Source organism: Aquimarina longa SW024, from assembly GCF_001401755.1.
Classification (GTDB): Bacteria; Bacteroidota; Bacteroidia; order Flavobacteriales; family Flavobacteriaceae; genus Aquimarina; species Aquimarina longa.
In genome coordinates this window covers 139,001-164,752 of sequence record NZ_KQ474105.1, presented here as the reverse complement: position 1 = coordinate 164,752, position 25,752 = coordinate 139,001, and the positions used below count along the sequence as shown (strand labels likewise).

Here is a 25,752-nt window from a genome sequence, read left to right as displayed (position 1 = left end):
TATTAAAGCATGTTTAAGTTTACGTCAGAAAAAATTACTAAATACTATTGACGTTTACTAAAACCATATACAAGTTGTTTTAGAAAACTATTCGGTATTTTCTCTTCATCAGAGAAGCCTAATTCTATTGTTCCGCTATCTTCTGGTATATAATTTGTCTTAAAAATATAATCCCATATGCTTAGGCTGATTCCAAAATTCACCCCATACATACCCTCTGGTAACCTATAAGAATGATGATACAAGTGCATTACAGGATTATTAAAAATATATTTTAATACCCCCCATGTAATCTTAATATTAGAATGATTAAGGTGTCCAATAATAATTGCTAAAAAATGTACAACATATGCCTGTTCTGGTTCAAAACCTCCCAGAATCATAATCATGATAGTTTTTAATGGTTTATATAAAATATTTTCAACCCAGTGGTAGCGTAGATGAGCTGCAAATCCCATTTCCTTAACAGAATGATGTATTTTATGAAATCTCCAAAGAAATGGATATTTATGAAGTAAAATATGGGTACACCATTGTACAAAATCTAAAGTTATAAAAAACAATACCAGTTGTAATGATATTGGCATAGTAGAAATATCTATTACCGAAAAACTCGTTGTAGAAACTCCTAAATCTTTAAATGATAACTCTAGTATTTTATAAAAGCCACTTATAATAATACTAAAAACGAAAAAATTAAAAAACATATAACAACCATCCAACCAAAAATCTTTTCTAATAATTGACTGATTCTTTCTCCAAGGAAAAATAATCTCCATTCCCCAAACTATTAATGAGATCAATATAAGCCCCCAAAAATAATTGACATACCAAGGAACTTCAAACAATATTGATTGCCATATCCAATGTATACTCCCCACAAAAGAATCAACAAATGCTTCTACATACCTACTCATATCCTATAATACTCAATACAATACTACTAAATTTAACACCTAATAGATATCCAATTCTAATATTTAAATTAGTCTTTTACGTTATAAATAACTTACTAAAAAATAATGCCTTATTAAAACCACTACCTTAAACACAAGCTAATGAAATAGCAATAAAAACGTTTTAATGTGTAAAAAAGTTTTTTTTACTAGTGACAGTCAAAATTTGCAGAAACCTCTTCTACAACCGGTTTTGGGGAAAGATAAGGAATCCCTAAACCAAGCCCACGTATAATAAATAATAATCCTATTAATATCACAAATATTGGTATTGCCTGTTGGATATACTGTCTTGATTTTTGTGTTAAAAAATTTCCTATGTATACAGCTATAGTCATTAGGGGAATGGTTCCTAATCCAAATAGGAGCATATATAAACTTCCTTTAAGGATATGACCTGATCCGATAGCTCCAAAAACTGCCATATATACTAGACCGCAGGGTAAAAATCCATTTAAAAAACCAATAGAAAGAAATGTATCTGGTGTTTTCTTTTTTAAAGCTGCACCTAACCCATTTTTAACCTTAGCTATAATTCTGTATATCGGTTTCGAAAAATTATATTTTATAAAAAAATGATAGGGAATCAATACTACAATAATCATCACAACTCCAACTGCAATGGATAGTTTTTGTTGTAATCCAAAAAGGTTTAGGCTTTTTCCTATAACCCCAAAGAATAATCCAATAATACTATACGCCAATAATCTCCCTAAGTGATATAAGAATACCTGAAAGAATTTTTGAATAGTATTAGATCTATTTACAGGTAACATAAAGGCTATAGGACCACACATTCCTATACAGTGAAAACTACCTAACAAGCCTAATATAAATGCTGATATTAACATTTATTAATACGTAAATGATTCTTTATACAAATAACGATTTTGTTCATACTTCCAATCTACAGTTATATTCCATCGTCCTTCTATCATATTCTCATCCTTGATAAGAAACTCTGGATCAGAAAGTGAAATAGGGATTCTAAAATCTAGTTTATCATTAGATGGTCTGTATAAAAATATACTTCCTGAGATTTCTTTATAGTTTTTATCTTCAGGAAAAGAAATCACCAATCCTTTATCTGTTTTTTTAACACTAATATTATTCTTTAAAGATTTTGAATTTTCTTCAGCATTAATTTCCTGCTGAAAAGCAAGTTCTTTTTTATAATAATCTTCTGTTACCAGATCATGTTCATACTTTTTATCTGTATTCATTCGTATTACAAAGTATAAGATAAAAGACATAAACCCTATAAAAACTAATACGATAGATGTTCCCCAGTTTATTTTCATAATTATTAATTTTTTGAGTGTTTTAGTCTGTAAGTATTTGAATTATCAAAAAAAATAACTCCTAAACTCATCTCCCCCATACAAATACACTAGTTATAACTTCTAGGTCCTAAAAATGCTGTGGTAGTGGTTTCAATTAATTCATTTTTACTATACACTCCTATTTTTAATCGATCTTTATCTCCTTTTAATGCGGCACCATTAATCTCTATAAACAAAGTCCCTTCAGAAAGACCTTGTTCTGGAATATTAAAATTTTGATGAGTGACCAATTCTATTTTTCCTTTATGAGACAATAATTCAAAATGAATATCTTCTATTTTTAAGGTAGTTTTATTTACCAATTTATAAGTATATACATTACTAATAATATTATTCTCTTTTCGTTCATAGAGTTGCCCTGGTAACCTTAAAATATTTGCTTCTACATCATTTCTTAAAAACGACATCCCTAAAAAGACTCCTGTAAGAATGACTAATACAGCACTATATCCTTTTAATCTTGGTGTAAACGTAAACTTTGCTTTTTTAGCAATATTATCTTCACTAGCATATCGTATTAATCCTTTAGGAAGATTCACTTTTTCCATCATATGATCACAAGCATCAATACATGCTGTACAGTTTACACATTCTAATTGGGTACCATTACGGATATCAATTCCTGTAGGGCAAACATGTACACACTGAAAACAATCAATACAATCTCCTTTTCCTGTAGAAGGTCGGTCTTCATTTTTCTTAAATCTAGCTCTTCCAGAATCTTTTTCTCCACGCTTATAGTCATAAGCAACTACAATTGATTTAGAATCTAATAATACCCCCTGCAAACGCCCATAAGGACAAGCAATAATACAAACCTGTTCTCTAAACCATGCAAATACAAAATAGAAAACCGCAGTAAATATAAGTAACGACACTAAAGTACTAATATTCTTAAAAGGACCACTTACAACATATTCTATTACTTTATCACTTCCAATTAGATACGCTAAAAACACGTTAGCAATCAGGAAAGAGATAATAAAAAAAACTGACCATTTAAGAATTCGTTTTCTTATTTTTTCGGCATTCCAAGATTGTTTATCCAATCGTATTTGTTTACCACGATCTCCCTCAATCCAATATTCTATTCTACGAAAAACCATTTCCATAAAAATAGTTTGCGGACAGATCCACCCACAAAAAATCCTACCAAAAGCAACAGTAAATAATGTAATGAATATAACTCCTATGAGCATCGAAATAACAAATAGGTGAAAATCTTGTGGCCAGAATGGCGCTCCAAAAATGTTAAAACGACGTTCTATTACATTAAACAACAAAAATTGATTCCCGTTGATTTTAATAAAAGGAGCAGAAACCAGAAACAGTAATAATCCATAACTCACCCACTTACGATACTTATAAAATTTACCACTCGGTTTTTTAGGATATACCCAAGCACGCTTTCCTTCTTCGTTTATAGTACCGATAGAATCTCTAAAATTTTCATTTTTTGGTGTTTCCAATAGATTCGGTTTTTGTTAATAGTTATTCTGATTGTTTTAAAAATCTTACATGATGTATCAAAAAATTAGTGTGTTCAGCTAAACTTACCGAAGCTTTCTTTTAAATATTATTAATCCTAAAAACTTCGATAAATTCAGCTAAGCATCATCTATTAAGTAAGCGCAATCACTTTTATTCATTCATTACTACAGAAATCGAATCTGACACCGTTTCAGGAATTTCTGTTTTAGGAGTTTCTGTTTTCGGCGCATCGGGATCTATCCAAATTTCTCCTTGTGCCTCTTTTGGTTCTGCTGGAGTTGTACCCCCGAATGTGATTACATAACTTGCTACTTGAGCTATTTCTGCAGGTTTCAACGTTTGTTTCCAAGCCACCATCCCTTTTCCATCTCGTCCACCTTCAGAAATTGTTCTAAATACATTTTTGATACCTCCTCCCAAGATCCAATATTCATCTGCTAGATTAGGGCCTATCCCTCCTCCTCCATCAGCCTTATGACAAGCAACACAATTGGTTGTAAAAATAGCCTTCCCTGCATTGATATCTGAAGCATCAGTAAGTAGTGTAACCGTATTTACATCCACAAGGTCTTTTGCTGTTTTCTTATACTCTTCGATAGCGATTTTTGCTTCAGCAACTTCAGTCTCATATTCTTCAGTTTGCGTGTACTCATTAAACACATGAAAACGAACTAAATATACTACTGCAAAAATAATCGTTGCATAAAAACCATATACCCACCATGGTGGAAGATTATTATCCAATTCTTTTATCCCATCATAGTTATGATCCAGAATGATCTCTTCTTCTTTTTCTACAGGTTTACTATCCAGAAGTTTTAAATAGATAGCTTTAATTTTTCTGAATTGCTTTTGTTTTTTAGCCTTTTCTGCCAAAAGATAACGTTCTTGTGCATCAGGCTTCAAGGAACGGAATAAAATGGTCCGTAATGCTTCTAAACTAATTTCTATAGCAATCATAAACAACAGAACCATTCCTAATATCAACCATGTTAGTGGTTGTGCTATAAATGCAGATTGTTCTCCTGATTCGACAGTTATTTCTATTAAAATATATGTGATCAATAGAAAAACAATAACTCTTATATAAGATGCAGTACTTTTCATAATACAGTTTCGTTTTCGTTATCCAATGGGATTTGACTTACTTCTTTTATATGTTCTTTTTTTGCGGTGAAAACCCACCAGAACAATCCGGCAAAGAATATGAAAAATATCAATAGAGAGATTATAGGGTATACCTGTATCCCATCAATACTTTCCATATGGCCTTTTATAAATTTTAGCATGGCGTTTATTCTTTAGTTTCAACTACGTTTTTTATTTTTATATCTGTTCCAAGCCTTTGGATATATGCAATTAATGCTACAACTTCTCTATTTCGCATTTCTATAAAATCTAATCCATTTTCTTTAGCATATTTTTTATCAGCTTCGTATGTTTTTGCAAAATCGGGATCGGTGTATAAGTTTTTTTCTATTGTAGTTCCCTGCTCATCCATCCATTGCTGTGCTCTGGCAATTTCTTCTGTAGTATATGGTACTCCTAGAGAAACCATTGCCCTCATTTTTGTTTCGGTATTAGATGTATCGAGTTCATCTTTGATCAACCACTTATAACTTGGCATGATAGACCCTGATGAAGTACTTTGTGGATCATAAAAATGATTTAAATGCCAGTTGTCAGAATATTTACCCCCAACCCTCATTAAATCAGGACCTGTACGTTTACTCCCCCAAAGAAAAGGGTGATCATAGACGTATTCTCCTGCTTTAGAATACTCTCCATATCGTTCTACTTCGCTACGAAATGGTCGTATCATCTGGGAATGGCAAGACACACAACTTTCTCTGATATAAATATCTCTACCTTCTAATTCTAGTGGTGTATATGGTTTTACGCTAGTAATCGTCGGTATATTAGATTTTACCATTATAGTAGGTACGATCTGAACGATACCTCCGATTAAGATAGCAATGGTAGCAAAAATGGTTAGTTTTACTGGTCTTCTCTCTAACCAAGTATGATATCCTTCTTTTGCTGTTCTATATTTAGTTACTTTGGTAAGCGGAGCAGCTTCAGCCAATTCATCAGTAACAGTACTGCCACTTTTTACTGTTTTAGCAATATTATATAGCATTACAAAAGCGCCTAATATATATAAACTACCTCCTATTGCTCGCATCCAATACATTGGGATAATTTCATTAACGGTTTCTAGAAAATTACCATATGTAAGTGTTCCATCTGGATTAAATTGTTTCCACATAGACGCTTGTACAAATCCTGCAACATACATTGGTAGTGCATACATTATAATACCTAAAGTACCAATCCAGAAATGAAGATTTGCTAATCCTGTAGACCATAATTTTGTTTTGGTTAACCTTGGGACCAACCAGTATATCATCCCAAAAGTTAAAAAACCATTCCATGCTAAAGCTCCCACATGTACATGTGCAATAATCCAATCACTAAAATGAGCAATCGCGTTTACATTTTTTAAGGATAATAATGGCCCTTCAAACGTTGCCATACCATAGCCTGTGATAGCGACTACCATAAATTTTAATACAGGGTCTGTACGTACTTTATCCCAAGCACCTCTTAGCGTTAATAATCCATTAATCATACCCCCCCAAGATGGAGCTATAAGCATTACAGAAAATGCTACACCAAGATTTTGTGCCCAATCTGGCAGGGATGAATATAAAAGATGATGCGGTCCTGCCCATATATAAATAAAGATTAAAGACCAAAAGTGAACAATAGATAATCGGTATGAGTATACCGGTCTATTCGCTGCTTTAGGTATAAAATAATACATCAACCCTAAGAAAGGAGTTGTAAGAAAAAATGCTACGGCATTATGACCATACCACCATTGTACCAAAGCATCCTGAACACCTGCATATACAGAGTAACTTTTAAAAGCACTCACTGGCAATTCTAAGCTATTAAATATATGGAGTACTGCTACAGTAACAAAAGTTGCCAAATAGAACCATATTGCAACATACATGTGTCGTTGTCTTCTTTTTAAAATTGTTCCGATAAGGTTCCACCCAAAAGTTACCCAGATAACAGCAATGGCAATATCAAATGGCCATTCTAACTCTGCATATTCTTTTGATGTGGTATATCCCAATGGTAATGTAATAGCAGCACCTACAATAATCAATTGCCATGCCCAAAAATTAATAGCACTAAGTGTATCATTAAACATTCGGGTTTTTAATAACCGCTGTGTAGAATAATAGACCCCTGCAAAGATTGCATTACCAACAAATGCAAAAATAACAGCATTGGTATGTAACGGTCTTAATCGACCAAAACTAAGCCATGAGATACCATCTGTTAGATTAGGGAATAAAAACATAAATGCCAGTAATAGTCCTACCGACATACCTACAATACCCCATAGTATTGTAGCGTATAAGAATTTTTTCACGATTTTATTATCGTAATAGAATTGTTCCATTTCCATATTATGTTTGTTTAGTTGTATTGGATCCTGAAGATTTTTCCTTGTTTTCTTTTATAAGTTCATCATCAAAAAGCATACGTACAGAAGGAGTATATACATCATCATATTGACCATTTCTAACAGATATAATGAAACTCACAAAAAAGACTATAGCAACGATGATACTAATCGCTAAGAGTATATAAATAACACCCATGTTTTACGTTTATACCTCAAAAGTATGTGTGAACAGTTTCTTAAAAAATGACATTTATCATGCTTTATTAATAATGAGCATTTGCGCCTAAAATCTCTTAGTTTTTAACCTAGTTTTAAGCACTAAAATGTTAAAAAACGTTAAAATAGTACCTTTTTATACATAGTACTGTAACTAAAATACTACTCCTGCGTCTAGTAAGTATAAACAATTAAAAAAAACAGAAATCATGAGAACTTTAGACAACAATCAAATCACTAAAAAAACAATAGGCAGTAAAGGGTATGTATGGAATTCTAAAAGAAGATATAGATAGACTTTAATACTATATTAATTTATACAAACAATTTAAAAATAAAAATCATGAAAACTACAGACAACAATCGAATCACTAGAAAATTAAATAGCTCTAATGGATATACATGGAATTCCAAAAGACGTTACCGATAATAAATAGTTACCAACCTATCTCTACATTGAGATTCTAAAACTAATCATCATGAAAACCATACAAAATATTAGAAAACGACTAAAAATTGTAACACAAAAACAAAATCTGTTTTTGGGTTGCACTACAAATCTTTATCACAATGAGGATATCTTATTTGCACGAATTAAGCGCCACGCATACTAATACAAATATTAGCATAAATTAATAAGTCGAATTCCTCTATAGAATTCGGCTTCTTTATCTAGCTTTAAAACGTAATTTACCCGTTTCTATTTTGATCGCAGTTTTGGCAAGTATCGTAAATATAAAAGCGCCTAATGCCCAGATACCTATCGTTACTCCTATTTCTATTCCTGTAGGAATATACTCCGTAATTTTTCCATAAGGACCTGGAATAAACCCAGGCACTATCAAACCAAATCCTTTTTCAATCCAAATCGCTATAAAGAGTATAAAACAGCAAAAATATAATACCTTTAAATTGTTTCTTAACTTACCAAAAGTAAGAAGTACTGTCGCTAATACATTTAGAGGTATTGCGGTCCAAATCCAAGGTAATAATGCATCCTTACCATGTAATCCAAAAAATAAATAATAGGCACTTTCGCTATGATGTGTAGGTGCATAAAATTCTTTAAATAATTCAGAAACTAGCATAATCAAATTGATTTGGGCTGCTACTGTAACGATCATACTAATTTTTTTAATCGTTTTATCTTTAATTTTAAATTCTGTATATCCCCTGATTACGGCTAGTACTAATATAATTAAAGCAGGACCAGCAGCAAATGCTGATGCTAAAAATCGAGGTCCTAATAATGCATTATTCCAAAAAGGACGAGCTTGTAACCCCTGATATAAAAATGCAGTTACCAAGTGTATTCCAACTGCCCAAAAAACAGATATTATAGCACCCGGAACATATATTTTGGGATTAGGTACTTTTCCCTGATATCGTCTAAAAAGTATGTAAAAAGGAATACTGATATTAATAAAAAGATATCCATTAAGCACGATCACATCCCAAGTTAGCATAGAATTCGGAAAATTAAATACTCCAATACCGGGTATCATATGCCAGAGTACTGAAGGCCCTCCCATATCTGCTACGACAAATGCTAAACACATAATTAATGCCGCTACAGCCAATCCTTCTCCTATAAGTACTGCTTGTTTAAAATCAATATCTTTGAGCACATAGGTAGGCATAACCAACATCACAGCAGCAGCAGCAACCCCTACCAAAAATGTAAAATTAGAAATATATAATCCCCAACTTACTCTATCACTCATACCTGTAACACTTAATCCATGTTCTATCTGTAGAGAATAGCAATACATTCCCATCAGCATTATCAGAGTTAAAAACCCCATCCAAATATGATATCTTTTTGAACCTTGTGTTACAGCACTGAAGCTATCCACAAACAAACCTTTAAAAACTTTAAATCGTCTCATTATTCTATATATTATGGCGTACCCTCAATACTTCGGGTCGGGTTTTATGCTATATCTTTTTTAAAAAAATAAAAAAAGGATACCGCTTCAATTCCTTACGCATTATCATATTAATCCATAAAATACCAGAACTTAGGTTCTGTACCCAAATCTTCTTTTAATCTAAAAACTTTTTTATTTTCTAACACCCATCTTATCGTACTATTGGGATCTAGTAAGTTTCCAAAAATTCGTGCTCCTGTGGGGCATGCATCTACACAAGCAGGGTTTTGACCTTTTCTAGAGCGTTGTACACAAAAAGTACATTTTTCCATTACTCCTTTTTTACGCATACGATTCCCTAGATAGTGTTGATTTTTATTGATTTCCTTTTCCGGAACTTCTGGAGTACTCCAATTAAACCGTCGACCATCATAAGGACAGGCAGCCATACAGTATCTACACCCTACACACCAATCATAATCAATAACTACAAGACCATCTTTCTCGCGCCAAGTAGCCTGTACAGGGCATACTTCTACACAGGGTGGATTATCACAATGAAAGCATTGTGTACCCATATAAAAATGACCTTCGGCAGGGACCTCGTGATAATAATTATCATCTGCTTCATCAAACTTAAAACCTTCTCCATCTTTCATTTCGTGAATACGGATGTATTGCATCTGCGAGTTTCTATCTTGGTTATTTTCCTCTATACAAGCATTTACACAATCCATATATCCCTGACATTTAGAGATATTAAAAGCATATCCAAAAAGCACATCTTCTTCAGCATTTTCTGAGGTCATATGTATTGTTTTTCCGGTACGAAGCTGATAAGAACGCACCAATCGATCTACAGTTCCTTTTTTTTCAGCATCGGTCATTAGTTTATAGTTTCCTTTAAACTGCTCTTCCCAATCGATCTGCGCTTTTTCTTTAGAGTCTTCTCCTGTCGTTACACTACAGGATGTACTTACAGCTCCAGCTCCGATCAATAAACTAGCTGTTAGTTTTCTAAATGCAGTTCGACGATCCATTTGCACATCAAAAACTTGATCAAAGCCATCCTTTTTACGTTCGCTACCAATAGTAGCATCTACTGCAGTATCAAATTCTTCATCACTAATCTGGTCTTTAGAATGAGAACCACATCCACCAGATGTTTTTCCGCAACTACATGAACCTGAGGATTTCTTTTTTATGCTATTAAGGTTTAAAGAAAACCATTGTTTGTTATCACTCATACCTTATATTATTACTACTCTAATTCGTCTTTTCGTTCTTTTACTACTTGGGTATTAAACCTTGCTGGCCATCTTTTCTTAAAACTAGGATTATGAGGGTTATGACAGTTCACACAGGTCATTGATGCTCTTGGTGGTGCCCATCCTACAATTTTTTTTCCGTGCGCACCTCCTTTCCAGTCATCAAATTGACTGGTATGACACTGACTACAAAGCTTGTAACTCCTATTAAAATCTATCTCTTTACCTGTAAGACTTGTAAGCTTATTCATATTGTTTCCATTATGACAAGTCATACAATCCATCATATCCTTGGTAGCATGTACCAGCTTAATATCCCAATGTGCTTTTTTATATTCTGCACTGTTTTGCATCTGATCCAATGGTTTAGAATGACACTCTATACAGGCATATGATTTAATTTTTCCTTTACGTTCGGGGATTAAAAAGGTATGCTCTCCTTCAGTAATTTTGATAAGTTCCTTATCTTCTAAATATTTTTCAGAACTTATTTGTGTTTTGTGATAGTTCTGGCTTTTATGCTTAATTTTATCTGTTAGGCTATGATATTCTTCCCCATTATGCTTGCAGGAAACAAATAAAAGCATAAATAAAAGCAGATAACCTGATATATATGTGATACGATAGTTCATCATAATTTCTAATTATTGTTTCTTAAAAAAACATCTTTATCAGAGTATTCAACAGCGTTTGGTAAGTGGCATTGCCTACAGTTGATCCGTTCTGGGTGCGTAACTCTAATTTCTTTTGGAGCAGCTGGTCCTGCATGACAGGACAAACAATTCTCTCGCATTTGTATAGCGTGTGGGATCATTGGGGGGCTTCCTGGTAAGGCATTATGTATACCTGCCATGGGTGCCTGAACTTTTGCAAAACTAGTTTCAGTAAAGAATGTTTCTGTATTCTGAGCAACATGGCATTGTCGACAATTGATCATTTCGGGATGTGGAGTAACTGGTGCATATGCATCAAATTTTACTACAAAACCTCCATTTTGATGACACTGCAAGCAGGTATTTCCTCCCATGCTTATTTCTTGGCTTACAGGATGCGGGATACTCGGCGGAGCCCCATGGTATGCTCTATTATCATAATAGGTTTCTAATGTTCTTTGATATTTTTCATCAATCGTCATTTTTGCATAATCTAGTGCGTATTCAGATCTCTTAAACACCCCTGCTTCTGAAGGGATACTTGAATGCGTAATCTCATTTTCTAATGGGATATATGCATCTTCCAATCCTGTTTGATAACTGTAGTTCCAAATAGTTATAAATGCTATAAATAACAGTACAAATAGTGATATGATACCTAATCTTTTCATCTAATCCACATTGTGGAGTTTAATTCTCCGAAGTTTTCTTCGAAAACAAAGTATGTTTTCGGAAGCATACCTCATGAGTTTGCTCCAAGGTTATTGTTTTAAATTTTACTCACTACGTGAGATTTTAATACTCCAAGGCTTGCTAGAAAATCAAAAATATTTTTTCGAATGAATATCTCTCAGATTTTATCTATTCCTCTCTACACTTTTTCTACTCTAACAGCACATTTTTTATAATCAGGCTCTTTTGATATAGGACAAAAAGAATCTAATGTAAGGTCATTAATAAGCATATTTTCATCAAAAAAGGGTACAAAAACTTGCATTGGCGTTGGTATACCTCGTTGATTTACAGAGGCCGGCATTATAATTTCGCCTCGTCGCGTGGTTAACTTTACCTTATCTCCTGTTTTTATCTTCAAGCGTTTCGCGTCTTTTGGATGTAGTTCTACATAGGCACGCGGCATCGCTTTATGTAGTACAGGGATCCTACGAGTCATAGATCCTGTATGCCAATGTTCTACAACCCTACCAGTATTTAACCAAAACGGGTATTCGCTGTCGGGCTCTTCTGGAGCTGGCTCATAAGGTCGTTGCCATATTACTGCTCTTCCATCGGGTTTTCCATAGAAATGAAAATCTTCTTCATTAGAACACGCGGGATCATATTTAGCATTGAATCTCCATTGTGTTGATTTTCCATCTACAAATGGCCAAATAGCTCCTGATTGTGATTTTAGGACTTCTAATGGAGCCATTCCATGTTTAGCACCCTGATGAAACTGTCTGTACTCATTATAGATTTCTTCTACATGATTTTCTTCAGTATATGGAAATAAATCTCCGAATCCCATTCGTTTTGCCACTTCAATTGTCATCCAAGCATCAGGGGTTGTCTCTCCTGGACCTTCAACCATTTTATCCCAATGCTGTGTTCTCCGCTCTGAGTTACCGTATAATCCTGATTTTTCGATATGCCAAGAAGCTGGTAATATTACATCTGCTACATCTGATGTGGGTGTAGGAAATACATCAGATACGACCACAAAACAAGAATCTTTTTCCATTCCTGGGCGATATCGACTGGTCTTAGGTAAGGATACTAAGGGGTTTGTTACCTGAGTCCAAATAAATTTTATTTCTCCACGATCAATAGCTCTAAACATTTCTGTAGCATGATAGGTTGGTTTTGATGGGATACGCTCATAGGGAACCTTCCATATTTTGGCTGCCAAACGTCTGTGTTTTTCGTTCATTACTACTCCTTTTGGCAGTTTATGAGTAAACGTTCCTACCTCTCTTGCTGTACCACATGCAGAGGGTTGCCCTGTTAAAGAAAATGGACCATTACCGGGTTGGGATATTTTACCTGTTAATAAATGAATATTATAGACTAAGTTATTCATCCATGTACCACGGGTATGCTGATTCATTCCCATACACCAATAGGACACTATTTTTTTATTGGGATCTCCAAAATAAGCAGCCATATATTTTATATCCTTAACAGATACGCCTGATATTTTTTCTACTTTTTCTGGGGTATAGTCTTTTAAGAATTCCTTGTATGCTTCAAAATTTATTTTCTCTGGTTTGTCTTTAAACTTATAATTGTCTTCTAAGCCATACCCCATATTGGTAAGTCCTTTATTAAAGTTGCAATGCTTTTCTACAAAGGATGTGTTTACCCAACCATTTTTTATAATCTCGTAGCAGATGGCATTGGCTACTGCTAGATCACTCTGTGGTTTAAACAAGATTGACTTATCGGCAGCCATACTAGTACGGGTTGTTCTGGTTGCAAAATCAATAATCTTAGCTCCTCTCCTATTTTTTTGTTCTAGCATCCTAGAGAACAATACAGGATGCATTTCTGCCATATTATTACCCCACAGAACAAAAACATCTGCATGATCAATATCTTCATAGCATCCCATGGGTTCATCTGCACCAAAAGTTGTTAAAAAACCTGTTACTGCACTTGCCATACATAAGCGTGCATTACAATCTAGATTATTAGTTCCTATTGCTCCTTTCATTAATTTAGAAGCTACATATCCTTCGGGAATAGTAGATTGCCCTGAAGTGTACATGGCTACAGCATCTTTACCATGCTTTGCTATGGTTTCTTTCATTTTACTAGCAACCAAATCTAAGGCTTCGCCTATTGGTGTTTTTACATAGGCTCCATTCTTTTTTACTAGAGCATGTGTTAACCTATCTTTTGCTTGTAAACACATGGTTTGATGATACCCTTTTACACAGAGTAGTCCTTTATTAACACTAGATTTAGGATCTCCTTTTACCGCTACAGCTTTTCCTTTCTCTGTTCCTACAAGAATCCCACACCCTACTCCACAAAATCTACAAGGTGCTTTTGTCCACTTTATATCTCCACTGGGTAGTCCTTCTTCTTGTTCATCTGCGAATAATATTCCTGGGAACATTGTTGCCGCTGCTGTCATTGCCGACAACATTGCCATTTTTTTTATGAATTTTCTTCTATCGGTAAGAGAGGTATACATAATCCTAGTTTTTTTGTGTATTAAATCCAGACACCAGAGCCAATAGTTTTAGGCTTTCTAGGGCATCTAATTTTTCTTTTAGAATTTCTTCTTCTGTAGTCGTATCCGTTTCTGTAATTAAGATGAGTAACTCTTCATTATGAGAAGGTATAACTTCGCATTGCTCTAATACAGATAATGCCTCCATTAGTTCATTTTTTTTACCCTTATGCGGATGCGCTAAATAACTTTTAATTGGCATACTTACTAATTTTATTTATTCGCTGTAAACAACGTTGGTTTAATCGTTACCATAATCCACCCCCAGTTATTGGTGTTTCCATCAGAATTATTTTTCAATAGTTCCATCCCATCAGAAGCGAATAGATGAGAGTATCCCGCTTTGATATTTATATCTTTTTGTACGCTATATGAATATACTAGGTCTATTTCTGTTCCTAATTGTTTAGAGTTATCTCCTGATAGGTCTGCTGCTGCCATAAAATTATGAGCTGCTATATGCAATGCAGATTTTGGGTTAAATTTTACTTTAGATTTTACATATAGATCTACTAATCCTACATTACCTATATGATTGCCAACATAGAAATAATCCATCAGTCCATTAAACTTATGATTGGTTCCATAAAAAGGAGTAAAAGCTTCATTATCACCATTTGCCGGTGCTCCGTTATCATTACCACTTTGTAGTTCTCCTCCTAATGTTGCTTTCCATTGGTCAGATATTTTATAACTAGCTTCTAACCCCAATAAATATGCGCCTAAATCATTATCATTAACATCACTACCGAATTGATAGAAAAGATTGGATACAACATCAAATTTTTCTTTGGTATAAGTTAAGTGTGTTCCTACAGTTTGGCTATATCGGGTTTCATTAGCATCAGAATTATCTGGATCTATATATTGTAGTCCATTGTTTAAGAAAAGAAAACTCCCTGTAAAATGCGCCCAGTCTTTATGCAACCATGCATACTGAAGACTCTTATAGGTATTCGGGGTAGTTAGTGTAGTACCTGTTAGTGTTTCATTTTCTTGATTAAACGCAAAACCTATATCAAACCGAAAACTTTCTTTTGTATATTTTATAAGTGCTGCATCATGACTTCTGGCTTGTTGTGCCCAGCCGACATTACCAAAAATACGTTGGTCATCATACATAATCTCTTGCCGACCAAGTTTTAATGAGACATTAGGATTAAAAAGAATTTCTCCCCAAGCCTGATGAAGGCTAAAACCATTTTTATCGGCTTTATTAAGTTGTGGCACATCTCCCCATACTCTAACATCTTGCATGCTTAGATAAAAATTTAATTTATCCATTGTATAGCCTGCATTTAATCGTGTACGCTGAGACACAAAAGCAGCTGGATCTGTATTATTCGGAAAAAGTGTTTTAAATCCATGTCGATACTCAAATCGAGGACGTACTTCTGCATCAATTTTTAATTGGGCATTGATAGTGGTATAAAATAAGATAAAAAGTACTAAGGAAGTGGTTTTAAAAATCTTCATAATAGTATAGAATATGTATTAATGGTTATACTACAAATCTTGTTTTATTAGTTGAAGAATACCATGACATTTATCATATCACCCAAAAGAATTATTAAATTATATCTATTCTAAATAAAGAGAGATATATTAAAAAACGAGACTACACTTACAGGTGTATACATCTTATTAAAGTCATCAGCATGTTCATCCTAGATTTTAGGAAGTAGCCAATACACCTATATGTACTATAGCACATGATGTTAACTATATATTTAAATTTAATACTACTAAAAATAAATTTTAAGATTACATATAGATCTAGCACTCTATGAAATAGTATCTTTACTGCCGGAAATCTTAATACGATCATCTCTTTTATGATCTAAAAAAGGTATATGACCATTTATAAAGGGAAAAAAATATATAAAATAGTTAAGGTCTTAAAAAAAATAGCCATTGGGTTATTCTTTTTTTTCGTGGCTCTTATTCTTTCTATACGAAGTCCCTGGGGACAAGATATCATCGTGAATACGATAACGTCATATATTGCGGATAAAACTAAAACAAAAGTTGCGATTGAAAAACTGTATATATCCTTTTCTGGCAATGTATTATTAAAAGGGTTGTATCTCGAAGATAAAAAAGGAGATACCCTTGTATATTCTAAATATCTTGAAGCATCTCTAGCACTAATCCCATTAATCCGCGGTAGAGAAATCAATATCAAATCATTGGACTGGGATGGCTTAAAAGCTCAGGTATACAGAAATGATACAATTAATGATTACAATTTTAACTTTCTTGTAGAAGCTTTTGCTAGCAAGGATACTATACCAAGTACAGAAGTATCGAATCCACCAAAGATTTCACTTGGGCAAGTGAATTTATCAAACTTTAATATCGATTTTAACGATGCCGTTATAGGTATAGAAAGTGCTGTACAATTTGATAATTTTAGCCTAAGAACTAATGAAATTGACGTAGCTACTATGCTGTTTGATATCGAAGAGGTTGAACTCTCTGATGCACTAATCAATTTTAAACAAACCAAAACAAATCCAGAAGATACGAGTTCTACCCCCTCTACAGCGCTCCCCATTGTAAAACTCGAGGCTTTTAAAATTAAAAACACAACAGCCTATTATACTTCACTACCAGAATATTTAGATGCAAAAGTTAGCATTGGAGATTTCTTTACAGAAGTACCGCTAATTAACCTTGGTGAACAAAAAATCGAAATCCAAGATGTAGTCCTTGCTAATTCTGATATTACTATCCAAAATTCTGCTCCAAAAACGGAGAATACTACAGATACGCCTATACCATTCCAGTGGCCACAATGGTTTTTTAAAGCCCAGAACATAGCACTCTCTAATAATAATATCACTACTACAACAGGAACTACAGTTGCCAAAAGTGGAGAATTTAACCCAGAACACTTAGCGATACAAAAACTAGGACTACAGCTAAAAGAAGTATCCTATTCTCCTGGAGATGTTAATGCAGTTATCCAAAATATTTCTTTTTATGAACGAAGCGGTTTTCATTTAAAAACATGTAGCACTCATCTAGAGATCAAAGATACAGCTCTTTCTCTTGCTAATTTAAAACTAGCAACTAACAACAATATACTTAATGGGGCTATATCAGCCACATATGCTTCTATCGATAAGCTCATCAAAAATCCTGAGCAATCCCATATATGGATTTCTGTTCCAGAATTAAGTATCAACCCTATAGATGCTTTTTACTTTGTACCAGAGCTACAAAAGAATCCATATATTGATATCCTTGCTCAAAAAAACATCAATGGAGCAGTACAACTTAGAGGAACATTAGACACTCTAGAGATCCCTCTAACTCATCTAACATGGGGCAGCTCAACTCGTTTTGCTATAGATGGAACAATTAGAAACCTTCTAGAAATAGAAAAACTGCAGGTAGATATTCCTCATGTAAACTTTATATCAGAAAAAGCGGCTATTAATGCCTTTATAAACGAAGAAACTATAGGAGTCACTATTCCTAATACAATTCAATTAGATGGAGCTATTGTTGGAGGACTTAATGATTTTAAAGGAAATGTTAATCTAGTTATCCCAGAAGGTGTTGTACGTATTAATGGAGGTTTTAAGAATATAGATCAAATTGTTTTTGATGGAACCATAGCCGTAGAAAACCTACATCTGGGTAAGGTTCTAAAAAACGATAAGTTAGGAACGTACAGCTTTACGTCACAACTTAATGGAAAAGGAAAAAATATACATACTCTTACTGGGAAACTGACCTCTGATTTTCAAAAATTAGAATTCAATGATTATGATTTTTCTAATTTAGAATTAAACGGAGAACTACAAAACGGTAAAGGAGTTGTTCTCTTAAATTTTAAGGATCAGTACTTAGATTTTGATATGACTACCAATGTTCAACTAGATAGTATTGCTTCTAAGTTTCATACCGCTTTACATCTAAAAGGGGCAAATTTTAAAGCACTTGGACTCTCTGAGGAAGATATACGAGCAAAATTTAAATTAACATCAGATTTTGAAGGCAATACATCGCAATTTAATGTCCATGGAAAATTCTCAGAAGCCGTTGCTATAAAAAATAAAAACCCATACTTGCTAGGAGATATACAATTTAGTACCGCTATTACAGAACAGATGACTTCTGCTTCTATAAAAAGTGATCCTATAGATGCATCACTAACCTCTAATACAACCCCTGCCACTCTTATCACAGCTCTACAAGCGCAATTAAATCGCTATTTCTACGATGCTAAAATTACGGATACAATAACGACTACAGTAGCGACCTCTGAGACAATGAAATTAGAGGCAACAATAAAACAAGCTACTATACTTAAGGAGTTATTTCTTCCGCAATTAGAAAGTTTAGATCCTGTATTGATGACAGTAGATTTTAATGCTGCCAATAGTTCATTAACTACAGCACTTACTGCCCCACATATTGAGTATGGAGGCAATACCGTTGATAATCTTTCTTTTTCTGTAGATGCCAATAAAGAAAAATTAGCATTTGATTTTGGACTAGGTAATCTTTCTACAGATCATATTGATATTCATACCGTAGCTTTTAAAGGTACTATAAAGGATAAAATATTGTACACAGATTTTAATGCTATTGATACCGATACAACATTAGTTCATATTGCCTCAGAAATCCGAAAAGAAAATGATTCGATCCTACTTCATATCAATCCATCTGATCTTATTATTAATACACAAAACTGGACTATTCCTGCCACCAATGAAATACGATATGCTAAGGATTTTTTAGGATTTAAAGATTTTATACTTAGCCAGAATGAACAGAAGATAATAGTAAGTACTGCACTCCCCGGAAAAACAAAAGAACATTTAGGATTTTCATTTAGCAATTTTAAACTAAGTACTATTACCGATCTTTTTAATAGTGAAAAACGTATTGCTTCGGGTAAGCTCAATGGAGATTTTAGTATTGAAAATCCGTTTAGCAATGCAGGAATCATAGCAGATCTATCCATTACAGAATTAGAAGCGTTAGAAGTTCCTCTAGGAACCTTATCTCTAGAAGCTAAATCAATACATCCATCAGCATACACACTCAATGCAGGCATAACCGGAGAGCATATACATCTTACTGTTAATGGAACTTATAAAGCTTCTTCAACAAACCCTAAGCTCGATGTTGATCTTATTCTTAAAAACCTAGAACTTAATGCACTCGAGAAGTTCTCCTCTACCTACATTTCTAAAACCTCTGGTAAGTTATCAGGAAACCTTAAGTTAACAGGAACTCTCGAAAAACCTAAACTACTAGGAGCTTTCCATTTTAATGATTCTGGAGTAACCATCAATGCGCTAAATACAGGTTTTCTATTGCCTGATGAATCTATTAAGTTAGATAATAATGGTATCTATTTTGATTCTTTTACAATGCTTGGTAGTCAAAAAAACCCTTTTGTTATAGATGGTAAAATTGATATTAAAAATCTAAAAAAACCAATATTTGCACTTACGCTAAAAGCAAAAAACATTCAAGTATTAAACTCTACAAAAGACGATAACCCCCTTTTCTATGGCAATGTAAATCTTGATAGTGATGTCTCTATCAGTGGTACTTTAGACTTACCAAAAGTTAAAGGAAATCTACTGATTAATAAAACATCTGATTTTACCTATATCATCCCAGAAGATGAAGTAGATATTATCGAAAAAGAAGGAGTTGTACTATTTGTAAACAAGAAAAACCCTGATGATATCTTAACCCAGCAGGCAGAGGACGCTTCCTCTTCTGCTGTATTAACAGGATATGATATCGATACACGATTAAGTGTAGAGAAAAAAGCTGTTTTTAATATTATCATTGATGAGCGCACAGGAGATAATCTTCGGGTTTCTGGAGGCGGGGATTTTAATTTTGGTATTTCACCTAATGGTACGATGTCGCTTTCTGGAAAATATGAGGTAAACAATGGTCATTACGAAGTAAGCTTGTATAATCTTGTAAAGCGACGTTTTGAAATCGCTAAAGGTAGTACTATTGTTTGGCGAGGTAATCCGCTAGAAGCAGATATGGATATCCGCGCTATATATAAAATAGAGACTGCTACTACAGGTTTAATGGCTAGTCAGATTTCTGGAGCAAACAGTACGGTAGCAGGTAAGTATCGCCAAAAAATGCCTTTTTGGGTTTATCTAAATCTAAACGGAGAGCTGCTTAAACCAGAAATATCATTCGATCTAGATATTCCAAAAGATAAACAAGGAGAATTAGGTGGTGAGGTATATAGTAAAGTACAACAATTAAATACACAAGAAGAAGAACTCAATAAACAAGTATTCTCTTTACTAGTTCTTAATCAATTCTTTCCTTCTACCTCTAATGATGGGAGCAGTGGTGGATCTCTATCTATTGCCAGAGATAATGTTAATAATGTATTATCCGATCAGCTTACTACTTTCTCTAATAAACTACTAGGTAACTCTGGGGTAGAACTAGATGTTGGTATTGATAGTTATACCGACTACCAAGGTAATGCACCACAGAATAAAACCCAATTAGATGTCAGTGCTAAAAAACAATTGTTTAACGATAAGCTTATTGTAGAAGTAGGTAGTGGTGTAGACATACAAGAAAACTCTCAGAGAACAGGGCAAACCACTCCCCTAATTGGTACTGTAAATCTTCAATACCTATTTGATAAAAAAGGAAGGTGGCGATTAAAAGGATATCGTAAAAATACGTTCGAAAGTGTTATCGATGGACAGGTAATTATTACAGGAATTTCTTTAATTTTTAATCAAGAATTTAATAAGTTTAAAGAATTGTTTAAAAAAACAGTTACAGAAGAAGTAGCAAAAAATAAATCACAAGAAGAGACCCCAACTATAGAAAAAACAAAACAATGAAAAAAACGTCTCTACTAGTAAGCATCATATTTTTGGTCCTCTGCTCCTGTACTATAAAACGTTATATCCCAGAAGATGAAACTCTTTATAAAGGAGCATCATTTACCATTATATCCGAAAAGAAAATCACTGCTCTAAATAAGGTAGAAGAAGAATTACAGCTTGTTCTTAGACCACAACCTAATACATCTAAACTAGGAGTATTGGCACATTATAAGGTAAAAAAAGGAAACCCTGGTTTTTTGTACAAATTCATTAACAAAAAAATGGGCGAATCTCCTGTATATCTCTCCGATGTAGATATTAATCGTACCGAAAATCTAATCCTTAATCGACTCGAAAACTTAGGATTTTTCTATAATAGAGTTTCCACTACCATAAAAAAGAAACCTAAAAAAAGTAGTATACACTACACCATTCATTTAAAACAACCGTATACTCTAGAGACCTATCAATTACATACAGACACTTTATCAATCTATAAAGACATTAAAAAAACCTTTGATAACTCTAGTATCAAAAAAGGACAACGCTTTGATCTTACAAGATTAAAAATAGAACGAGAGCGAATAGATGCAAGCCTAAAGTCCAAAGGGTATTATAACTTTAATGCTGATTTTTTGATCTTTGAATTAGACACCAATCAGTATAAAAAAAAACGGTATGATCTATATCTGAGATTAAAAAACAATGTTCCTAAAAAAGCACTAATCCCATATGCATTAGAGACTGTTAATGTCTATCCTAATTATACCCTAAAACAGCATGACAAAAAAATAGATACTACCATTGTAGGCGTTAATTTTATACAAGACTCCGTAGTTTTTAAACCAACAAAACTACGCCCTTTTATTCTCTTTAAAAAAGGACAATTTTATGATCCAAAAAAATTTAGAGCTACAAATAGACGACTTTCTTCTATCGGAACATATAAGTTTGTAAATGTGCAGTTTGATAACGAAAAAACTGTTTCTAACACTGATACCATCGGCCTATTAACCACCAATGTATATTTATCGCCATTACATAAACGGGCTCTTAGTGCCGAGTTGCAGGGCAACACTAAATCTAATGGTTTTACAGGACCCGCATTAGCCCTAAGTTATACCAATAGAAACTTATTTAAAGGAGGTGAAACTCTTAGAATCACAGGAAAATTAGGATATGAAGCACAGGTCGGAAGTGACAATTCGGATGCAGGATTAAGCAGTACACAATTAGGATTAACTACTGATCTTGTTTTTCCTAGACTATTACTTCCTATAAAAATCTCTAAACAGTTTAAATATGCCATCCCAAAAACTAAGATCAGTGCAGGTGTAGCATATTTAAATCGTAGCAAATTATATAGCCTAACTTCATTTAATGCTAGTTTTGGTTATGGTTGGAATGCTAATGATTATGTATACCACACACTTAATCCTATTAGTATCAGCTTTATACGATTATCTAACAGTACACCCGAGTTCGAAACCATCTTAGAAGAAAATCCCTTTCTCAAAAACAGTTTTGAACAACAGCTTATATCTGGGCTCACTTATAACTTTACATACAGTGAGTTAGGACATCCTTCTAAGATTAATCCGTTTTTCTTTTCATCCAATATTGATTTTGCTGGCAATACACTACATCTACTAGGCAATAGCTCTGATACAAAAACAAAAAAAACCATCCTCGGTGTAGAGTTTGCACAATACGTAAAAGTAGATACCGATGCTAGACTTAATCTTAGGATAGGAAAACAACAATCACTAGTTACTCGTTTGTATAGTGGTATTGGAGTTGCTTATGGTAATTCGGATATACTCCCTTTTTCTAAGCAATTTTTTGCAGGAGGTCCCTATAGCATTAGAGCATTTAGAACACGATCTATCGGTCCTGGAGCCTATACCCCACAAGCTACGGATACAGGAGCATTTTTTGACCGATCAGGAGATATTAAATTAGAAGGTAATGTAGAATATCGATTCCCTTTATACTCTTACCTAAGAGGTGCAATGTTTATCGATGCTGGCAATGTATGGTTGCTCGATGAAAATAAAGCCTTACTCGGAGGAAAATTTTCTTCTAATTTCTTAAATGAATTAGCAATAGGTGCAGGAGTTGGCATACGTGTAGATATACAAAGCTTTGTAATCAGACTCGATTGGGCTGCACCTATCCACAAACCTGTTTTTAACCAAACGTCTAAGTATAATTTTAATCCAAAAAAAGGCATATTCAATTTCGCTATCGGGTACCCTTTTTAGCTATTTAATAAGGAGAGTACACTGTATCTGTATCATATACATTCGAAAAAATATAAAGCCTTAAAAAACTAAATAACTTAAAGGCTTAAAAACTAAACAACTCAAAAAAATCAAAGACTTACAGACTATTTCTTAAGTTTTATCTCATTTATTCTGTGACACATTACGCCTCTCTATTTCATAATTTATTCTATATTGGCTCTTGCCTAAATTAGTAGTGTTACCTCTCCCCAAAATCTATAATACGCTCTAAAACATATCGTAGATACTGTCTGTTTTTTTGATATCACTATTATTGCCCTGTTAATATCCTTGCCCACCTTGTTATCATACTTATCTGCATCGTTATCAGCGTTGCCCGCCTTGTTATCATCCTTGTCCGCATCGTTATCAGCGTTGCCCGCCTTGTTATCATCCTTATCCGCATCGTTATCAGCGTTGCCCGCCTTGTTATCATCCTTGTCCGCATCGTTATCAGCATTGCCCGCCTTGTTATCATCCTTGTCCGCATCGTTATCAGCATTGCCCGCCTTGTTATCATCCTTGTCCGCATCGTTATCAGCATTGTCCGCCTTGTTATCATCCTTGTCCGCACTAGTATTTATCGCTACTGGTCGTGTTTAATACAATAGATCGGGAGTGTTTAACAAAGTATATCACCAAGTATAAACATTTAACTGAGAGTGTTCAGTAAAGTGTGTCACCACGTATAAACATTTAACTTTGTGATATTATGGAAGAAAAAAAAGAATTTAATGATGATGATTTTTAAAAGGAGGCTTTAAAAGGTTTAGAGGGAGTCTTCAATAGATTAATTATTATTTTAAAATAATACTACTAATATGGGGTAACATTTGATCTTGTAGAAACATATACTTACTAACAAACAATATCATTTATATAATCACCCTAGTATTATAGGGGTTTAAAACAAACAAACATATGGCAGAACGTAGTTACAAGATCAAAGACGGTATCGTATTAGAATGGGCAGATACTGTAATTTCTTATCTTAAAGAAGATATACAACTATTTACTGATTTTGACGCTAAACTAGACCAGAGATTTATAACTCTCTTAGAAAGTAAAGTTACACAAGCATATAAAGAAGGAGGTGATCAATTAAATATAGCACAATTACAAGAAAAAACAGAATCTGTAGATCGTGCTATGAATGACTGTCATGCCTATTTTAAAAAACTACGCTACTGGGTACTTGATGCTTTTCCGGATCAAAAAGCAATACAAAAACAGTTTGGTGTTGGTAGATATGCAATAATCAGAAGAAGTCAAATCAAGATGATCCAATATACAGAAGGGCTCACCACTACCATCAATCAGCACCGAGATGCACTTATTGCTACAGGGATCCCTGCACAGTTATTAGAACAACCCGCAGCCTTATCCGAAGCCCTGCGTAGTGCAAATAATGAACAAGAACAAAAAAAAGGAACCCGTACCGTAGATACTGACCAACGAAAAGAACTCTTTAATGAGCTATACCGTATCTTACAAAAAATAAATGCAGCAGCAGACAATGTATTCGATCAACACCCTGCTAAACGAAAACTCTATCGTACTCCCAGAGTAACTAGTAGTACCAGAAGTATAACAACCAATGATGAAGAAGAATAAAAAAATACAGATCCATACAATAAATCATACAATTACACATTAGTAATAATAACTCTTAAAACCTAAACCATGGCAACAAAAACCGAATTACTTATCCACAATCAGCAATACCGTCTTATTGAATCCTCCTTTGACTTCCACCAACCCACTGATTATAATGGCAGACCCAGTGCCAAGGTACGTGCTGGCAGTATCGTAGCTCTCATTGATTTTGATGGAGAAGAAGAACTCATCAGCTGGGCTGGTAATGATATCACCACCCGTAGTGGTAAGATCATCTACTATAGCGCTGATGGTATGGGGATTAAGTTTACTCTAGAGTTTACCGATGCCTATTGCTCAGATATGTACATATACCAGAGCAATATTGTCGGGGGTGGAGTCCTATCAGAGCTTAAGATCACTGCCAGAGAGATGGTAATAAAAGGACATACTCATACGAATAACTGGCCTGTAAAAAGCTAAAAACCTGATAT

19 protein-coding genes are annotated in these 25,752 nt (G+C 33.9%); 4 read left to right on the top strand and 15 right to left on the bottom strand.

Annotated elements, in window-relative coordinates:
* Nucleotides 1–44: 44 nt before the first annotated feature.
* The 15 genes from N456_RS20840 to N456_RS20770 form a co-directional block, all read right to left on the bottom strand.
* Nucleotides 45–917, bottom strand: a complete 873-nt coding sequence (locus tag N456_RS20840; protein WP_062061567.1) for a sterol desaturase family protein — start codon at nucleotides 915–917, stop codon at nucleotides 45–47.
* 188 nt (nucleotides 918–1,105) lie between these two features.
* Nucleotides 1,106–1,807 carry a sulfite exporter TauE/SafE family protein gene (locus N456_RS20835; RefSeq protein ID WP_062061565.1) on the bottom strand — a complete coding sequence of 234 codons (702 nt, stop codon included), beginning with the start codon at nucleotides 1,805–1,807 and terminating at the stop codon, nucleotides 1,106–1,108.
* A gap of 3 nt (nucleotides 1,808–1,810) precedes the next feature.
* Complete coding sequence (locus N456_RS20830; RefSeq protein ID WP_062061562.1) at nucleotides 1,811–2,257, bottom strand: FixH family protein; 447 nt, start codon at nucleotides 2,255–2,257, stop codon at nucleotides 1,811–1,813.
* Between the two features lie 89 nt (nucleotides 2,258–2,346).
* Nucleotides 2,347–3,768 (bottom strand): cytochrome c oxidase accessory protein CcoG, encoded by a 1,422-nt coding sequence (ccoG, locus tag N456_RS20825; RefSeq protein WP_062061559.1) that lies wholly within the window; start codon nucleotides 3,766–3,768, stop codon nucleotides 2,347–2,349.
* A 172-nt stretch (nucleotides 3,769–3,940) separates the two neighbouring features.
* A complete protein-coding gene (locus N456_RS20820) occupies nucleotides 3,941–4,897 on the bottom strand; it encodes a cbb3-type cytochrome c oxidase N-terminal domain-containing protein (protein ID WP_062061556.1) in 957 nt (318 codons plus the stop codon).
* Complete coding sequence (locus N456_RS20815; RefSeq protein WP_062061554.1) at nucleotides 4,894–5,079, bottom strand: cbb3-type cytochrome c oxidase subunit 3; 186 nt, start codon at nucleotides 5,077–5,079, stop codon at nucleotides 4,894–4,896. The genes N456_RS20820 and N456_RS20815 overlap by 4 nt, the downstream gene beginning before the upstream one ends.
* A gap of 5 nt (nucleotides 5,080–5,084) precedes the next feature.
* Complete coding sequence (gene ccoN / locus N456_RS20810) at nucleotides 5,085–7,277, bottom strand: cytochrome-c oxidase, cbb3-type subunit I (RefSeq protein WP_062061551.1); 2,193 nt, start codon at nucleotides 7,275–7,277, stop codon at nucleotides 5,085–5,087.
* Nucleotide 7,278: 1 nt separating this feature from the next.
* On the bottom strand, nucleotides 7,279–7,473 hold the full coding sequence (gene ccoS, locus N456_RS20805) for a cbb3-type cytochrome oxidase assembly protein CcoS (protein WP_062061549.1): 195 nt from the start codon (nucleotides 7,471–7,473) through the stop codon (nucleotides 7,279–7,281).
* 688 nt (nucleotides 7,474–8,161) lie between these two features.
* Nucleotides 8,162–9,382, bottom strand: coding sequence for a sulfate reduction electron transfer complex DsrMKJOP subunit DsrP (gene dsrP / locus N456_RS20800; RefSeq protein ID WP_062061547.1), 1,221 nt, complete (start codon nucleotides 9,380–9,382; stop codon nucleotides 8,162–8,164).
* Between the two features lie 110 nt (nucleotides 9,383–9,492).
* Nucleotides 9,493–10,611, bottom strand: a complete 1,119-nt coding sequence (locus tag N456_RS20795; protein ID WP_062061545.1) for a 4Fe-4S dicluster domain-containing protein — start codon at nucleotides 10,609–10,611, stop codon at nucleotides 9,493–9,495.
* A 14-nt stretch (nucleotides 10,612–10,625) separates the two neighbouring features.
* The gene (locus tag N456_RS20790; protein ID WP_062061543.1) at nucleotides 10,626–11,267 is read right to left on the bottom strand and encodes a cytochrome c3 family protein; all 642 of its coding nucleotides are present in this window, start codon (nucleotides 11,265–11,267) and stop codon (nucleotides 10,626–10,628) included.
* A 5-nt stretch (nucleotides 11,268–11,272) separates the two neighbouring features.
* Nucleotides 11,273–11,956, bottom strand: coding sequence for a nitrate reductase cytochrome c-type subunit (locus N456_RS20785; RefSeq protein WP_062061539.1), 684 nt, complete (start codon nucleotides 11,954–11,956; stop codon nucleotides 11,273–11,275).
* Nucleotides 11,957–12,156: 200 nt separating this feature from the next.
* Complete coding sequence (locus tag N456_RS20780; protein ID WP_062061536.1) at nucleotides 12,157–14,481, bottom strand: molybdopterin-dependent oxidoreductase; 2,325 nt, start codon at nucleotides 14,479–14,481, stop codon at nucleotides 12,157–12,159.
* Between the two features lie 4 nt (nucleotides 14,482–14,485).
* A complete protein-coding gene (locus N456_RS20775; protein ID WP_062061533.1) occupies nucleotides 14,486–14,722 on the bottom strand; it encodes a hypothetical protein in 237 nt (78 codons plus the stop codon).
* Between the two features lie 11 nt (nucleotides 14,723–14,733).
* A complete protein-coding gene (locus tag N456_RS20770; protein WP_062061530.1) occupies nucleotides 14,734–15,996 on the bottom strand; it encodes an alginate export family protein in 1,263 nt (420 codons plus the stop codon).
* Nucleotides 15,997–16,373: 377 nt separating this feature from the next.
* On the opposite strand from N456_RS20770, the gene N456_RS20765 reads away from it, so the two are divergent.
* The 4 genes from N456_RS20765 (at nucleotide 16,374) to tssD (ending at nucleotide 25,741) form a co-directional block, all read left to right on the top strand.
* Nucleotides 16,374–21,392 carry a translocation/assembly module TamB domain-containing protein gene (locus tag N456_RS20765; RefSeq protein ID WP_148639397.1) on the top strand — a complete coding sequence of 1,673 codons (5,019 nt, stop codon included), beginning with the start codon at nucleotides 16,374–16,376 and terminating at the stop codon, nucleotides 21,390–21,392.
* The gene (gene tamL, locus N456_RS20760; RefSeq protein WP_062061527.1) at nucleotides 21,389–23,641 is read left to right on the top strand and encodes a translocation and assembly module lipoprotein TamL; all 2,253 of its coding nucleotides are present in this window, start codon (nucleotides 21,389–21,391) and stop codon (nucleotides 23,639–23,641) included. The genes N456_RS20765 and tamL overlap by 4 nt, the downstream gene beginning before the upstream one ends.
* 942 nt (nucleotides 23,642–24,583) lie before the next feature.
* Nucleotides 24,584–25,276 carry a hypothetical protein gene (locus tag N456_RS20755; protein ID WP_062056070.1) on the top strand — a complete coding sequence of 231 codons (693 nt, stop codon included), beginning with the start codon at nucleotides 24,584–24,586 and terminating at the stop codon, nucleotides 25,274–25,276.
* A gap of 69 nt (nucleotides 25,277–25,345) precedes the next feature.
* Nucleotides 25,346–25,741: a type VI secretion system tube protein TssD gene (gene tssD / locus N456_RS20750; protein ID WP_062060020.1), complete on the top strand. Its 396-nt coding sequence runs from the start codon at nucleotides 25,346–25,348 to the stop codon at nucleotides 25,739–25,741.
* The last annotated feature ends 11 nt before the right edge of the window (nucleotides 25,742–25,752 follow it).

Excerpts from the sequence above, each read along its gene's own strand:
- N456_RS20840 (WP_062061567.1), bottom strand. The coding sequence starts at position 917 with ATGAGTAGGTATGTAGAAGCATTTGTTGATTCTTTTGTGGGGAGTATA.
- dsrP (WP_062061547.1), bottom strand. The coding sequence starts at position 9,382 with ATGAGACGATTTAAAGTTTTTAAAGGTTTGTTTGTGGATAGCTTCAGT.
- N456_RS20755 (WP_062056070.1), top strand. The coding sequence starts at position 24,584 with ATGGCAGAACGTAGTTACAAGATCAAAGACGGTATCGTATTAGAATGG.
- N456_RS20775 (WP_062061533.1), bottom strand. The coding sequence starts at position 14,722 with ATGCCAATTAAAAGTTATTTAGCGCATCCGCATAAGGGTAAAAAAAAT.
- N456_RS20785 (WP_062061539.1), bottom strand. The coding sequence starts at position 11,956 with ATGAAAAGATTAGGTATCATATCACTATTTGTACTGTTATTTATAGCA.
- ccoS (WP_062061549.1), bottom strand. The coding sequence starts at position 7,473 with ATGGGTGTTATTTATATACTCTTAGCGATTAGTATCATCGTTGCTATA.
- N456_RS20830 (WP_062061562.1), bottom strand. The coding sequence starts at position 2,257 with ATGAAAATAAACTGGGGAACATCTATCGTATTAGTTTTTATAGGGTTT.
- tssD (WP_062060020.1), top strand. The coding sequence starts at position 25,346 with ATGGCAACAAAAACCGAATTACTTATCCACAATCAGCAATACCGTCTT.
- tamL (WP_062061527.1), top strand. The coding sequence starts at position 21,389 with ATGAAAAAAACGTCTCTACTAGTAAGCATCATATTTTTGGTCCTCTGC.
- N456_RS20765 (WP_148639397.1), top strand. The coding sequence starts at position 16,374 with ATGACCATTTATAAAGGGAAAAAAATATATAAAATAGTTAAGGTCTTA.
- N456_RS20770 (WP_062061530.1), bottom strand. The coding sequence starts at position 15,996 with ATGAAGATTTTTAAAACCACTTCCTTAGTACTTTTTATCTTATTTTAT.
- N456_RS20790 (WP_062061543.1), bottom strand. The coding sequence starts at position 11,267 with ATGATGAACTATCGTATCACATATATATCAGGTTATCTGCTTTTATTT.
- ccoN (WP_062061551.1), bottom strand. The coding sequence starts at position 7,277 with ATGGAAATGGAACAATTCTATTACGATAATAAAATCGTGAAAAAATTC.
- N456_RS20780 (WP_062061536.1), bottom strand. The coding sequence starts at position 14,481 with ATGTATACCTCTCTTACCGATAGAAGAAAATTCATAAAAAAAATGGCA.
- N456_RS20820 (WP_062061556.1), bottom strand. The coding sequence starts at position 4,897 with ATGAAAAGTACTGCATCTTATATAAGAGTTATTGTTTTTCTATTGATC.
- N456_RS20795 (WP_062061545.1), bottom strand. The coding sequence starts at position 10,611 with ATGAGTGATAACAAACAATGGTTTTCTTTAAACCTTAATAGCATAAAA.
- N456_RS20815 (WP_062061554.1), bottom strand. The coding sequence starts at position 5,079 with ATGCTAAAATTTATAAAAGGCCATATGGAAAGTATTGATGGGATACAG.
- N456_RS20835 (WP_062061565.1), bottom strand. The coding sequence starts at position 1,807 with ATGTTAATATCAGCATTTATATTAGGCTTGTTAGGTAGTTTTCACTGT.